Here is a 12,464-nt window from a genome sequence, read left to right as displayed (position 1 = left end):
AAAGCGGAGCGGCAAAAACCGGAGCGGCGAAAAGCGGAGAGAGAAGAAAGCCGGCTCAGTCGTCGCCGAGCACGGTCGTGCGTTCGTCGTCGGTGCCGGCGTCGACGTGGACGCTGTCGGAGCCGACGCCGAGCCCGCGGTCGGCGGTGATCCGGTCGAGCGCGTCGGCGCCCGCGACCGCGACGACGACGAAGCCGACCTTCGAGACGATGTCGAGATACACGAACACGAGCATCTCCGTCGCCGGCGTCATCAGGCCCAGCCCGGTGGGGGCGAGCAGCCACACGACCGGGTACAGCGTCCACAGCACCACCGTGATGTTCCGGAGCGTGCCGAAGACGGCGCGCACGCGGTCACCCTCGGCCGAGGCCGACCGCGGGAGCGAGACGAGCAGTCCGTAGACGAGCCCGAGATACGCGACCCCGGCGACGCCGAAGGCGGCCCACGAGAGCGTGCCGGTGGTGGCGCTGGCGACGATACCGCCGGCGATGATCACCACGTCGACCCCGATCAGCCCGGCGAGCACGGTGCGCGACGGGCGAGCGAGCAGCCCGAGGTAGAGGAGGAGGAGCGGCGTCGTCAGCAGCCAGTCGACGTACCGGACGAGGTCGATCTCCCCGGCAGCCGTCGACAGCGTGCCGAGATCGAGCGCCATCAGGAGGTACGCGAGCGCCGCGATGCCGGTGACCCCGGCGAGGGTGGCGTAGTAGACGGCGTGCGACTCGTCGCTCTCCGAGGACCGCGAGAACCACGCCCACAGCGGGGGAATCGTGCCGGCCCCCATCGCGAGCACGCCGATCCACGCCCAGACGGCGGTGTCGACGAGCATCTCAGTTCACCCCCTCACCGTTCGCTCCTCCATCGGGACGGTCGTCAGACCCGTCCTCGTGCGGGAAGTCGAAGGAGCCGTCCGCGGCCCCGCCGTCGGTCCCCCCGTCGGAGACCGCGGTGGTGGCGGTGCCGGCGTCACCGTCGACGCCCGCGGCGGCATCGAGGCCGGCGCCCGCCGCGAACTCGAAGTCGTCGACCGCGTCGCGCAGCGCGATCGCGCGGTCCGAAAGCGACCCCGCCGCGTTTTCGACCGCGCCGAGGGTCCGTTCCTGTTCGTCGACCGCGCCGGTCACGTCGCCGGCCGCGCTCGCGGTCTGTGCGCTGATCGCGGAGACGTCCTCGACGTGGCCGACCACCGCGTCGACGGATTCGGCCTGCGTCTCGGTCGCTCGGGTGATCTCGGTCATGCTCGTGTCGGTCCGCTCGGAGGCCTCCGCGAGGCGCTCGAGCGCGTCGATAGTCGTCTCGACAGTGTCGACGCCGGCGGAGATCCGCTGTTCGGTCCGCGCCATCGCGTCGGCGCCCGTCTCCGCGCGCTCCTGGACGGAGTGGATCCGGGCTTCGATCTCGCTCGCGGACTCCTGCGTCTCCTCCGCCAGCGCCTTCACTTCCTCGGCGACGACCGCGAAGCCGGCGCCGTCGGCGCCGGAGCGGGCCGCCTCGATGGAGGCGTTCAGCGCGAGGAGGTTCGTCTGCTCGGCGATCTCCGAGATGGTGTCGACCACCTCGCCGATCTCCTCGACCTCCGCGGCGAGCGCCTCGACCTCCGCGGTCGTCTCGGCGGTCGTCTCCTCGACCGCGTCCATCTCCGCGAGCGCCTCCTCGGCGGCCTCGCGACCCTCCTCGCCGACCGCCGCGGCGTGTTCGGCCGACTCCGCCACGTCGGTGACGGTGGACGCGACCTCCTCGGCCGACGACGCGAGGTTCTCGGCCTCGTCGGTCGCCGCCTGCAGGTCGTCGCGCTGGGTGCGCGCGCCCTCGGCGATCTCCTCGACCGCCTCGCTCACGGTCCCGGTCGTCGTCCGCAGGTTCTCCGTGCGGTCGTCGACGGTGCCGGCCACGTCGGCGGTGTCCTCGGCGACGGTCGCGACGGACGCGACCGTCCCCTCCAGCTCGTCGGCCATCTCGTTGAACGCGGCGCCGACCCGAGCCATCGCCTCGTTGTCGCTGTCGGGGTCGACGCGCTGGGTCAGGTCGCCGTCGGCGAGCGAGCGCATCGCCGACTCGTACTCGGTCGCCTTGCGCTCGACCGTCTCGGCGCGTTCGGTCGCTTCGCACCGGGCCCGTTCGGCCTCCTCACGGGCCTCCTCGGCGTCGTCGATCTCGGACCGAAGCGACGTTCGCATGGCGTCGAACGCCCGGAACAGCCGCCCAATCTCGTCGGTTCGCCCCGTCTCCAGCCGCACGTCGAGGTCCCCCTCGGCCATCCGCTCGGCCTTGGCCGTGAGCTGCCGCAGGGAGATGACCGTGTTCGATCCGACGGTGACGCCGATGAGCGCGAGCCCGATCACCGTCAACAGCGTCATTCCGATGAGCCCGGAGCGCACCTCTGTGCCCGCGGCCCCGGCCTCCTCCGCACGGAGGTACACGATGACGCCGTATGAAACTGAGACCCCCATGACCCCGATCAGCGACAGCGCGAGCTTCGCGCCGTAACTCGACCGGATGCCGGAGGACGATCCCTCTTGCATAGTGTACTGGATTGCAGGGATCGTATCGGCATAATAACTGCTACCCGAATATTATGCATGATAACGAAGCCCGCGGCCGTGTCTGTCGGTGGCGAGGAATCGGGGAGCGCGCCTCACCGGGAACCCGGACACTCCTCCTGCGAGACGGTATCGCGCCCGCGACCGGTACGTTGAGGCCGGCGGCGACCGAGTGAGAGAACATGGGGAACGCCTTCGACAGGCTCGGGTACGGGACGTACAAGCTGGCCGACGGCGAGGAGTGCGTTTCCGGCGTCGCCCACGCGATCGAGACGGGGTACCGCCACATCGACACGGCGCAGGGGTACGACAACGAGGCGTCGGTGTCAGCGGGAATCGACGACACCGACATCGACCGCGACGATCTGTTCGTCGCGACGAAGCTCTCGACGGACAACCTCTCGTACGACGATGCGACCGCGACCGCGCGGGTGAGCCGCGACCGGCTCGGCGTCGACTCGATCGATCTGCTGTACGTCCACTGGCCGATCAACACCTACGATCCCGAGGAGACGCTGCCCGCGCTCGACGACCTCGTCGACGAGGGGGTCGTCGACCGGATCGGGCTCTCGAACTTCCGGCCCGAACAGCTCGACGAGGCGATAGACCGGCTCGAACACGACGTGTTCGCGCATCAGGTCGAGTGTCACCCGCTGCTCCGCCAGGAGACGTTGCGGGAGCGAGCGGCCGAGCACGGCCACTGGCTCGTCGCCTACTCGCCGATCGCGCGCAACCGCGTCGCCGACGTGGGCGTCCTCCAAGAGATCGCGGCCGCTCACGGCGCGAGCCCGGCGCAGGTGAGTCTCGCGTGGCTGCTCTCGAAGGACCGCGTGGCTCCGATCCCGAAGGCCGCGAACGCCGATCACGTCGAGGCCAACTGGGCGGCCCGCGAAGTCGAACTGACCGACGGCGAGATCGCTCGGATCGACGCGATCGACCGCGAGGAGCGGATCGTCGACTTCGAGGAGGCGCCGTGGAATCAGGTGTAACCTCGTTGCGAGGCCGGGGTGAGCCGGCGCCGACTCGGCGATATATATCGCTATGTCCGCGTATGAGTCGCTATACGGCCCTCATAGTCGGCTTTACGTGGTGTCCCGACGTTCGCTTGACCGTGACCGACGGCGACCCCAAAAGCGCTCCCTCCGGAGGGCCCGGGTTGCTGGCCGCGACGCCGAGGACCGAGCGAGTGTGGCGGTGGCTCCGGACGCTGGCGCTGCTGGCCGGCGTGCTCGGCCTGCTGGTCGGGCTGTTCGCGCTGGAACTCGTCCTCCGGCTGTGATCGGGCGCGACTCCGGCCCCGGCCCGAGTGGAACTGAACGGCCGCTCGCACCGAACCGGACCGCAGCCGCCGCCTCGGGTCGGGTTTCACTTTCGCTTTCGGGCACGTTTTTAAAGGGCGTCGGCACGACGAGTCGGGTATGAGCCAGTCCACGTTCGACGACGACGATCTGTTCGGCGAGGCCGCTGAGGAAACCCGTGCCGAGGTCCGAGAGCACCTGCAGGCCGCCCGCGCGGAGCTCCCCGGCGCCGACGCGGTGTGGGAGACGGACGCGGACAACGTGCTCGGCGTCCTCAACGGGCTGAAGTCGTCGCTTGACGTCGGCGACGCGGTCGACAGCGTCCGCTCGGCGAAGAAGGCGTACGTGCTGGGCGAGCGCGCCGACGCCTTCGAGGACGCCGAGGATCTGAAGGCGGAAATCGAGGAGCTGGAGTCGCTCGTCGGCGACATCGAGGCCGCCGCCGAGGAGGTGGGATCGCTCACCGGCACCGTCCCCGCCATCCGCGGCGCGCTGCAGGACGCGGCGACGACGGGTGAAGGCGAGGAGGACGAAGAGTAGCGACCGCGCAGTTACCGGGGCTCTCGATCGACGACGGCGGCCGCCAGCTCCCCGAGCGCGTCGCTCGCGAGGTCGAGAAGGGCCTCGCCGCGCTCGGCGTCGCCCGCGGCGGGGTCGCCCACCACCCCGTTGTCGGTGAACTCGTCGGCGTCGTGCGCGAGGTTCACCCCCGAAACCCACTCGCCCCAGCGGTCGGTCGCCCCCTCGCGGGCGGCCCCGACCCGGTCCTCGCGGACGAGTTCCGGGTGCGTCGCGCGCAACAGGGCGGTCTCTAAGGGACCGGCGTGTCCCATGTCGCTCGCGTGCTCGCCGACCGCCTCGAACCAGGTGAAGGACACGGCGTATCCCGCGTGGGCGTCGTCGCGCGAGAACCGGCGGGCGACCTCCGCGAGCGCCTCCACGTTGCCGCCGTGTCCGTTGACGAACACCACCCGGTTGACGCCGTGGCCCGGGAGCGACTCGGCCGCCTCGCGGACGTAGGCTCGGAACGTGTCCGGAGAGACCCACATCGTCCCGTCGAACGCGCGGTGCTCCTCGGCGACGCCGACGGGGATCGCCGGGGTGACGACGGCGTCGCCGCGCTCTCGCTTGCCCTCGGTCGGCGATTCGGCCGCCGCCGCTCTGTCTGCTGTCGATCCGACTGCCGCCGATGCGGCTCCCGCCGACTCGTAGGCCGCCGCGCCAGCCTCCGCGACCGCGACCGCGTCGAGCGTGTCGGTGCCGAGCGGCGCGTGAGGGCCGTGCTGTTCGGTGCTGCCGACGGGGACGAACGCGACGTCGACGTCGGCGTCGCGCACGTCGGTCCATGTGGCGTCAGCGAGTCGCATACCGTCCCCTCGACGGGACGCGCCGTATAGGCGACGGTCCGCGCCGTACAGGCGACGGTCCGCGTCGGGCCGTGAGGCGGGCCCAACGGCTCGGTCGACCACGGTGTGGCGCGTTCGGGCGGGAGAATTAATCCGACGGGGGATGATGGACGAACCATGAGCAACGACAACGAAGACCAAGCGCGGGCGTACGGGGTGACGTTCGGGCCGTTGAAACGAGCGCTCCGCGAACACCGGTACCCGGTGACGACCGGTGAACTGATCGAGCAGTACGGGGGGTTCGAGCTGGCGACCGCGGCGGGCGAGCGGCGGCTGGAGGCGGCGCTCCAGTCGTGCGACGCGACGACGTTCGCCGAGCCGTGGGAGGTCCGAGACGCGATCCTCAGTGGGCTCGACGACGAGGCGGTGATCGGATATCACGGCGACCCGGCGGAGCGCGACGAGCGCGACGATCCCGAGATCGATCGCGCCGGCGACTGGAGCCGGCTGTCGGAGTGAGAATCGGTGGGCGGGTGAGGAGCCGCGACCTCAGTCGTCGTCGCTCTCGGCGTCCTCGACCAGACGCGCGGTGCGCTCCTGCGCGCGGTCGATGAACTCCTGGGGGAGCTCGTCGATCTCGCCGGCCTGCACCCCCCAGAGGTGCGCGTACAGCCCGTCGTTGTCCAACAGCTCGTCGTGGCTGCCGCGCTCGACGATCTCACCGCCCTCCAACACGAGGATGGTGTCGGCGTCCTTGATCGTCGAGAGCCGGTGCGCGATGGCGAACGTGGTTCGGTCGGCCGTGAGCCGGTCGAGCGATCGCTGGATCAGCATCTCAGTCTCGGTGTCCACGTCCGAGGTCGCCTCGTCGAGGATGAGGACGTCGGGGTCCTTCAGGACGGCTCGCGCGATGGTGACGCGCTGGCGCTGACCGCCGGAGAGCTTCACGCCGCGTTCGCCGACCATCGTGTCGTAGCCGTCCGGGAGGTTCTCGATGAACTCGTGGGCCTCGGCCGCCTTCGCGGCCTCGCGGACCTCCTCGTCGCTCGCCTCGAAGGTGCCGTACGTGATGTTCTCGCGGACGGTCCCGTAGAACAGGTACGACGACTGCCCGACGTACCCGATCGACCGACGGAGCGACTTGAGCGTCACGTCGCGCACGTCCTGCCCGTCGATCCGAATGGAGCCCTCGTCGACGTCGTACATCCGGAGCAGCAGCTTGAGCACGGTGGACTTCCCGGCGCCGGTCGGCCCCACGAGCGCGAGCGTGTCGCCGCCGTCGACCGCGAAGTCGATGTCGGAGACGATGGTCTCGTCGTCGTACCCGAAGCTGACGCCGTCGTAGACCACGTCGCCGTCGTCGACGGTCAGGTCCTCGGCGTCCGGGTCCTCGGCGAGCCGCGACGGCTCGTCCATCAGCCCGAAGATCCGCGCGGACGAGGCGCGGGCGCGCTGGTACATGTTGATGATCTGCCCGAACTGCGCCATCGGCCAGATGAACCGCTGGGTGTAGAGGATGAACACGACGAACATCCCGACCGAGAGGTCGCCGGTGAACGGCCCCGGCGGCGTCTCCTGAAACACCCAGAGACCGCCGATCACGAACGTGAGCACGAAGCCGATGCCGGCGAGCACGCGGAGCGCGGGGAAGAACTTGATCCGGGTCGTGATCGCGTCCCAGTTGGCGTCGAAGTAGTCCATCGACACGTCGTCGACGCGGTCGGACTCGTACGGCTCCGTGTTCGACGACTTGATCACCTGGATGCCGCCGAGGTTGTTCTCGAGCCGGGAGTTCATCGTCCCGACCGACGAGCGCACCTCGGCGTACTTCGGCTGAATGATCCTGATGAACAGGTAGGTGAACCCGCCGATGATGGGGACCGGGAGGAGCGCGACCAGCGCGAGCTGCCAGTTGATCCAGAAGAGGAGGACGCCGATGCCGACGACCATCACGGAGAGGCGGAACAGCGAGTTCATCCCGTCGTTTAAGAACCGTTCGAGGCGGTTCACGTCGTTCGAGAGGATCGACATCATCTCCCCCGTCTGCTTGTCGGAGAAGAACTCCATGTTGAGCCGCTGCATCTTGTCGTAGGTGTCGGTCCGAACGTCGTGCTGGATGTTCTGCGCGAAGGCGTTGAACCCCCAGTTGCGGACCCAGTGGAACGCGGCCCCGGTCCCGAACGCGCCGCCGATGACGGCGATGGTGAACCAGAACTGCGCCTCCTGTCCGGTCGGGAGCCACACGTCCGGGAGGACGACGAGCGGGATCTGCTCGCTGAAGACGGCGTCCTCGTAGAACACGGCGTCGATGGCGATCCCGAGCATCAGCGGCGGAAGGAGGTCGAGGAGTCGCGCGAAGACGCTGGCGAAGATGCCGACGGTCACCTGCGGGAGGTAGTCGCGACCGTACGCGAGGAACAGCCGTTTCATCGGGTTCTCGATCTTGTCCCGCTGTTCCTCGAAGGGGTCGTCTTCCTCCCACTCGGCACTACTCATTACCGTTTCCTATCGTATCGCGCCGCAAATACGTTTCCTTCGAAGCGAGATACATCGGCGGAAATCTCCGGTAATGGCCGCCGAAACGGGCGATCGGCGGATCAGCGCGGAGCGGGGAGACGGAGCGAGACGGGAGCCGAGACCGAACGCGAGATCAGATCTCGCGGCGCTCCAGATCGGGGTCGACGCCGGCGGCGTCGAGGTCCTCGCGGATGCGCCGCCGGAGGGGGTCCGGGATCTGCTCACGGGGAACGGGAGCGGCCGTGGCGGCGCTCGCGGCGGGGTCGATCGAGTCGGCGGCGTCGGCGGCCGCGTCCGGTTCCACGGGCGGGACCGTCCAGTAGAGGACGCGCTCGGCGTCGGCGTAGAACTCCACCGCGTACCGGTCTCCCCCGCCGTCGTAGTGAACGCGGGCCGCGTCGCCCTCGGCGCGCCACCCCTCCTGTCCGACCAGCGCAGCGATCGAGTCGTGCACGGTCCCGTTCGGGACGGCGGACACATGTCGGTGTCGCCGCCAGCCGCGGCGGCGCCGTCATCGATACCGGTTTACAAATGCCGCTCCGATACCCGTGTATGTCCCTTCGCGTCACCTTCCTCGGGACGGGCGGCGCCGTCCCCACCACCGAGCGCGCGCCGAGCGCACTGTTCGTCAACCGCGAGGGCGACCGCCTGCTGTTCGACTGCGGAGAGGGCACCCAGCGCGGCATGATGCAGCACGGAACCGGGTTCGGGATCGACCACCTGTTCGTCTCGCATCTCCACGGCGATCACGTCCTCGGGATCCCGGGGTTGGTCCAGACGCTCGGCTTCAACGACCGGGCGGCCCCCCTGACGATCCACTGCCCGCCGGGAACCGCCGGCGACCTCCACGACCTCGTCCACGCGGTCGGCCACGACCCCGCGTTCCGGATCCAGATCGACGAGGTCGCACCCGGCGAGGTCGCGCTCGACGCCGACGGCTACGAGGTCCGGGCGTTCGAGACGGCCCACCGGACCAAATCACAGGGGTACGTCCTGGAGGAAGACGACCGCCCCGGCCGGTTCGATCGCCCGAGGGCCGAGGAGCTCGGGGTCCCCGTCGGCCCGAAGTTCGGGCGGCTTCACGCCGGCGAGTCGGTCGAGGCCGAGGACGGCTCGGTCGTCGAGCCCGATCAGGTGGTGGGACCGCCGCGGCCCGGTCGAAAGTTCGTCTACACCGCCGACACCCGTCCGCGGGAGGAGACCGCCGCGGTCGCGGCGGACGCCGACCTGCTCGTCCACGACGCCACCTTCTCCGACGCCATGGCGGACCGCGCCCGCGACACCGCGCACTCGACCGGTCGAGAGGCGGGGTCGATCGCGGAGCGCGCCGACGCGAAGCGGCTCGCACTGGTCCACATCTCCTCGCGGTACGCCGCGGACGCCTCGCCGATCCGCCGCGAGGCGCGGGAGGCGTTCAGCGGAGAGTGCCTCCTCCCCGACGACGGCGACCTGATCGAGGTGCCGTTCCCCGACGCGGACGAGTAGGACCGGTCGAAGCGGGACGCGGAGCGACCGCCCCCGGGAAACCTTGATGGGTCGCCGCGACGACTCCACGCGTATGTCCGCAGACTGCATCTTCTGTTCGATCGTCGACGGCGACATCCCGGCTCGAACCGTCTACGAGACCGGCGACGTGCTGGCGTTTCTCGACGCCAACCCGCTCGCTCGCGGCCACACGCTCGTGATCCCGAAGTCCCACGCGCAACACGTCGGCGACCTCGCGAGCGAGCTCGCGAGCGAGCTGTTCGCGGCGGTGACCGAGCTCACCCCGCGGGTGCAGGCCGCGGTCGACGCCGACGGCGCCAACGTCGGGATCAACGACGGCGAGGCGGCCGGACAGGAGGTCCCCCACGTCCACGCCCACATCATTCCCCGGTTCGAGGGGGACGGCGGCGCGCCCCTCCACGCCGTCGGCGGCGAGCGACCGGACCTCTCAGACGACGAGCTGGACGAGGTCGGCAAGACCGTGGCCGCCGCGATAGACGGCTGAACGGCCGGTCCGAGCGGTCGCTCGTGGACGGAGAGGGGTGAAGACCCGTCAGCCCTGCCCGCCCGCCAGCCGGTCGGCCTCCGGGAGCGTGCGGAGCCACAGCATCGCCCCGGTGCCCACGAGCGGCCCGAGGACGAGCGGGGCGAACGCCCACTGCCAGCCGGCGGCGTCCCGCACGACGGGGACCAGTTGGATCGAGGCGATAGTGATAAGGAAGCCGACGGCGGTCTGGAGCGTCAGCGCGGAGCCGACGTAGCTCTCGTCGGCGAGTTCCGAGACGGCGGCGGAGAACTGCGCGGAGTCGGCCACGATGAAGAAGCCCCAAACGAGGACGAACGGGACGACGACGAGGGGCGACGAGCCGAAGACGACGCCCGCGACCAGACAGGCGCTCCCCGAGACGACCATCGACAGGCTGGTGACGGCGGACCGGCCCCAGCGGTCGGCCGCGGACCCCGCCAGCCACGCGCCGACGCCGCCGATCGCGATGGTCGCGAACGCAAGCAGCGCGGCGCGGCTGTCGGCCTCGGCCACGCCGCCGACCTCGAAGCTCGCGGCGAGGTAGACGGGCACCCACGTCCAGACCGCGTACAGCTCCCACATGTGGCCGAAGTAGCCGACGTTCGCGAGGACGACGCCGCGGTCGGTGACGATCCGGCGGACCGCGCCCGGATCGAACGGCGCCGTCTCCGGCTGGTGCGGGCCGTCCTCGTACGCGAGAACGAGAACGCCGCCGAGCGCCGCCAGCGCGGCCGTCCCGTACAAGACCGTGTCCGGCCGGCCGATCCCGCCGACCGCTCGAATGAGGTGCGGCGAGGCCGACCCAACCGTCAGCGCACCGACCAGGACGCCGATGGCCAGCCCTCGGCCGGCGTCGAACCACGACGCCATCATTTTCATGCCCGTCGGGTAGACGCCCGCGAGCGCGACGCCCGTGAGGAAGCGCAAGACGATCGCCGGCAGCCCGCTGGTGACGACCGCCGCGATCGCCGCCGTCCCCGCCGCGCCGAGCATCGCGGACCCGGCGAACAGGTACCGCGGCGGAACGACGTCGGCGACCGTCAGCGACGCCGAGGCGAGGGCGCCCGCGACGAAACCGAGCTGGACCGCGTTGGTTAGCCAGGCGGTCTCGGCGGCGGAGAGCCCCCACGCCGCGGCCAGCTCCGGCCCGACGGCCGTCCCGCTGAACCAGAGCGTCATCGCGAACAGCTCCGCGACGCCGACGAGCACGAGCGCGCGCCACTTCCCGTCTGCGAGAGCGACCATGCGTCGGTATCATACAAACATCCGTGATATATTCGTTGCGGCGGCGCGGCGCGGCGATCCGCGGCCCTTAACAATCGACCTCGGCGAGCGGAGCCATGCGCACCAAAACGCTCGCGCTCGTCGGGGCGACCGGCGGCGCGGGGACGACGCGAACCGCCGTCGAGCTGGCCGCGCTGGGCGCTCGCGACGGCCGCGACGTGGCCGTGGTCGACGCCGCGTTCACGACGCAGGGGCTCTCGGAGTACGTGTCGGGGCGGATCGGAACGGACCTCACGACGCTCGTCACCGACGAGACCGGGGCGTCGCTGTCGGCGGCGACGTACCCGATCGTCGGGGGCGGCGGAGACGCCGAAAGAGCCGAAACCGACGCCCCGGATCTCCCGGGGCGCGCCGACGCGATCCCGGCCCGCGCGCCATTCGAGCGCGTCGCGAGAGCGAAGACCGCGGAGGCGGCCCGAAAGCTAGAGCGGCGGATCGACGAGGCCGCGACGAGCTACGACGCCGTGATCGTCGACGTCGCGCCCGTCGGCTCCAACGAGGCGGTCGCGGGAGTGACCGCCGCGGACCGGACGGCCGCGGTGTTCCCGGCGACGACCCACGGCCGCGACGCCCTCCAGCGGCTCCGCGGTCGGGTCGCCGACGTGGGCGCCGGGGTAAACCGGTCGATCGCGGTGGTGCGGGACGGCGACGGGGAGAGCGCGGAAGGTGGAGACGAGGCCGACGCAGACGTTCACCTCCCGCCGACCGCGTCCGCGGTCGCGGACGCGCCGACGGCGTCGATCGGAGACGGGGCGTACGCGCGCGCCGTCGCGGACGCGTTCGAAGCCGCCTTCGACGCGACGGTCGGGATCGAGTTCGCGGAGCCGGGGCTGGTCGATCGGCTGGCACCCTGATCGCGAGCGGACGCCCGGCGCTCAGCGGAGTCCGTCGGGCGACCCGAGCGCCCCGCCTAGCGCGTCGCCATCGCTTCCGGCGGAACCGGCGCCGAGCGGGGCGGAGCCGGCGATGTGGGCGTCGACCGCCTCGGCGACTGCGGACAGCGGGTCGTGCGTCTCCACGTACGTCGCCAGCGCGAAGTCCGCCTCGTCGCCGCCGGCGAGCGCGACCGCCTCGCTGCGCGCGATCCGGCCGTCGAGCCAGTCCCGGACCACGTCTCGGCGAGTCGGCGCGAGCGGACAGACGCCCTCGACGCCGCAGCGGTGGAGGGCCTTCGCGCCCGTCATCGGCGACACGCCGGCCTCGCGGGCCGCGTCGCCGACGCTCCGCCCGGCGGTGAAGGCGTCGACGAGCGTCGCCGTCGCCTCCGGCGTGCACGGGAGGTCGTCCGCGTGCGCCGCGAGCCGATCGGAGAGCGGGGTCTCCGTGTCGTCCGCGACGGCGACGCCCCGGTCGCGCTGGCTCGCGGTCACTTCGAGGCCGTCCGCGATCTCCGACAGCGTCATGCGAAGCCATGCCTCGCACGGGCGGTTAAAACCACCGTACTGCGGCGGGATAGGTTCGGAAAACA

General features: G+C 70.8%; 14 protein-coding genes. 7 read left to right on the top strand and 7 right to left on the bottom strand.

The features are described from left to right. Positions 1 to 55 precede the first annotated feature (55 nt). A complete protein-coding gene (locus DJ69_RS11940) occupies positions 56 to 829 on the bottom strand; it encodes a bacteriorhodopsin (RefSeq protein ID WP_099255814.1) in 774 nt (257 codons plus the stop codon). Between the two features lies 1 nt (position 830). Next, positions 831 to 2,522 (bottom strand): methyl-accepting chemotaxis protein, encoded by a 1,692-nt coding sequence (locus tag DJ69_RS11935; RefSeq protein WP_099255813.1) that lies wholly within the window; start codon positions 2,520 to 2,522, stop codon positions 831 to 833. A gap of 200 nt (positions 2,523 to 2,722) precedes the next feature. Here DJ69_RS11935 and DJ69_RS11930 point away from each other — a divergent pair, with 200 nt between their 5' ends. The 3 genes from DJ69_RS11930 to DJ69_RS11920 all read left to right on the top strand — a co-directional run bounded on the left by DJ69_RS11930 (position 2,723) and on the right by DJ69_RS11920 (position 4,378). Beyond that, entirely contained in the window at positions 2,723 to 3,529 is an 807-nt protein-coding gene (locus DJ69_RS11930) for an aldo/keto reductase (RefSeq protein ID WP_099255812.1), read from the top strand. Positions 3,530 to 3,645: 116 nt separating this feature from the next. Beyond that, positions 3,646 to 3,819: a hypothetical protein gene (locus tag DJ69_RS11925; protein WP_218962317.1), complete on the top strand. Its 174-nt coding sequence runs from the start codon at positions 3,646 to 3,648 to the stop codon at positions 3,817 to 3,819. Positions 3,820 to 3,958: 139 nt separating this feature from the next. Next, on the top strand, positions 3,959 to 4,378 hold the full coding sequence (locus tag DJ69_RS11920; protein ID WP_099255810.1) for a DUF5790 family protein: 420 nt from the start codon (positions 3,959 to 3,961) through the stop codon (positions 4,376 to 4,378). 11 nt (positions 4,379 to 4,389) lie between these two features. Here the strand turns inward: DJ69_RS11920 and DJ69_RS11915 are convergent, their stop codons facing one another. Beyond that, positions 4,390 to 5,205 carry a creatininase family protein gene (locus DJ69_RS11915; protein ID WP_099255809.1) on the bottom strand — a complete coding sequence of 272 codons (816 nt, stop codon included), beginning with the start codon at positions 5,203 to 5,205 and terminating at the stop codon, positions 4,390 to 4,392. Positions 5,206 to 5,361: 156 nt separating this feature from the next. Between DJ69_RS11915 and DJ69_RS11910 the strand changes: the two genes are divergently transcribed. Then, positions 5,362 to 5,703, top strand: coding sequence for a DUF5789 family protein (locus DJ69_RS11910; RefSeq protein ID WP_099255808.1), 342 nt, complete (start codon positions 5,362 to 5,364; stop codon positions 5,701 to 5,703). 30 nt (positions 5,704 to 5,733) lie between these two features. Here the strand turns inward: DJ69_RS11910 and DJ69_RS11905 are convergent, their stop codons facing one another. Together DJ69_RS11905 and DJ69_RS11900 are read right to left on the bottom strand one after the other, a co-directional pair. Beyond that, the gene (locus tag DJ69_RS11905) at positions 5,734 to 7,680 is read right to left on the bottom strand and encodes an ABC transporter ATP-binding protein (RefSeq protein ID WP_099255807.1); all 1,947 of its coding nucleotides are present in this window, start codon (positions 7,678 to 7,680) and stop codon (positions 5,734 to 5,736) included. Between the two features lie 154 nt (positions 7,681 to 7,834). Next, complete coding sequence (locus DJ69_RS11900; protein WP_099255833.1) at positions 7,835 to 8,155, bottom strand: DUF7538 family protein; 321 nt, start codon at positions 8,153 to 8,155, stop codon at positions 7,835 to 7,837. Positions 8,156 to 8,253: 98 nt separating this feature from the next. Here DJ69_RS11900 and rnz point away from each other — a divergent pair, with 98 nt between their 5' ends. Then, positions 8,254 to 9,186, top strand: coding sequence for a ribonuclease Z (rnz, locus tag DJ69_RS11895; RefSeq protein WP_099255806.1), 933 nt, complete (start codon positions 8,254 to 8,256; stop codon positions 9,184 to 9,186). A gap of 73 nt (positions 9,187 to 9,259) precedes the next feature. Beyond that, a complete protein-coding gene (locus tag DJ69_RS11890; protein ID WP_099255805.1) occupies positions 9,260 to 9,691 on the top strand; it encodes an HIT family protein in 432 nt (143 codons plus the stop codon). Positions 9,692 to 9,739: 48 nt separating this feature from the next. Here the strand turns inward: DJ69_RS11890 and DJ69_RS11885 are convergent, their stop codons facing one another. Then, positions 9,740 to 10,957, bottom strand: coding sequence for an MFS transporter (locus tag DJ69_RS11885; RefSeq protein WP_099255804.1), 1,218 nt, complete (start codon positions 10,955 to 10,957; stop codon positions 9,740 to 9,742). A gap of 95 nt (positions 10,958 to 11,052) precedes the next feature. Here DJ69_RS11885 and DJ69_RS11880 point away from each other — a divergent pair, with 95 nt between their 5' ends. Continuing rightward, on the top strand, positions 11,053 to 11,850 hold the full coding sequence (locus DJ69_RS11880) for a P-loop NTPase family protein (protein WP_099255803.1): 798 nt from the start codon (positions 11,053 to 11,055) through the stop codon (positions 11,848 to 11,850). Positions 11,851 to 11,871: 21 nt separating this feature from the next. Here the strand turns inward: DJ69_RS11880 and DJ69_RS11875 are convergent, their stop codons facing one another. After that, entirely contained in the window at positions 11,872 to 12,399 is a 528-nt protein-coding gene (locus DJ69_RS11875) for a DUF7858 family protein (protein ID WP_099255802.1), read from the bottom strand. Positions 12,400 to 12,464 lie beyond the last annotated feature (65 nt).

The organism is Halorubrum persicum (assembly GCF_002727125.1).
GTDB lineage: Archaea > Halobacteriota > Halobacteria > Halobacteriales > Haloferacaceae > Halorubrum > Halorubrum persicum.
This window is presented reverse-complemented; position numbering and strand designations above follow the sequence as displayed.

Bases quoted from the DNA above. Each gene is read 5' to 3' on its own strand.
- DJ69_RS11940 (WP_099255814.1), bottom strand. From the start codon at position 829: ATGCTCGTCGACACCGCCGTCTGGGCGTGGATCGGCGTGCTCGCGATG.
- rnz (WP_099255806.1), top strand. From the start codon at position 8,254: ATGTCCCTTCGCGTCACCTTCCTCGGGACGGGCGGCGCCGTCCCCACC.
- DJ69_RS11905 (WP_099255807.1), bottom strand. From the start codon at position 7,680: ATGAGTAGTGCCGAGTGGGAGGAAGACGACCCCTTCGAGGAACAGCGG.
- DJ69_RS11935 (WP_099255813.1), bottom strand. From the start codon at position 2,522: ATGCAAGAGGGATCGTCCTCCGGCATCCGGTCGAGTTACGGCGCGAAG.
- DJ69_RS11880 (WP_099255803.1), top strand. From the start codon at position 11,053: ATGCGCACCAAAACGCTCGCGCTCGTCGGGGCGACCGGCGGCGCGGGG.
- DJ69_RS11930 (WP_099255812.1), top strand. From the start codon at position 2,723: ATGGGGAACGCCTTCGACAGGCTCGGGTACGGGACGTACAAGCTGGCC.
- DJ69_RS11910 (WP_099255808.1), top strand. From the start codon at position 5,362: ATGAGCAACGACAACGAAGACCAAGCGCGGGCGTACGGGGTGACGTTC.
- DJ69_RS11875 (WP_099255802.1), bottom strand. From the start codon at position 12,399: ATGACGCTGTCGGAGATCGCGGACGGCCTCGAAGTGACCGCGAGCCAG.
- DJ69_RS11890 (WP_099255805.1), top strand. From the start codon at position 9,260: ATGTCCGCAGACTGCATCTTCTGTTCGATCGTCGACGGCGACATCCCG.
- DJ69_RS11885 (WP_099255804.1), bottom strand. From the start codon at position 10,957: ATGGTCGCTCTCGCAGACGGGAAGTGGCGCGCGCTCGTGCTCGTCGGC.
- DJ69_RS11920 (WP_099255810.1), top strand. From the start codon at position 3,959: ATGAGCCAGTCCACGTTCGACGACGACGATCTGTTCGGCGAGGCCGCT.
- DJ69_RS11915 (WP_099255809.1), bottom strand. From the start codon at position 5,205: ATGCGACTCGCTGACGCCACATGGACCGACGTGCGCGACGCCGACGTC.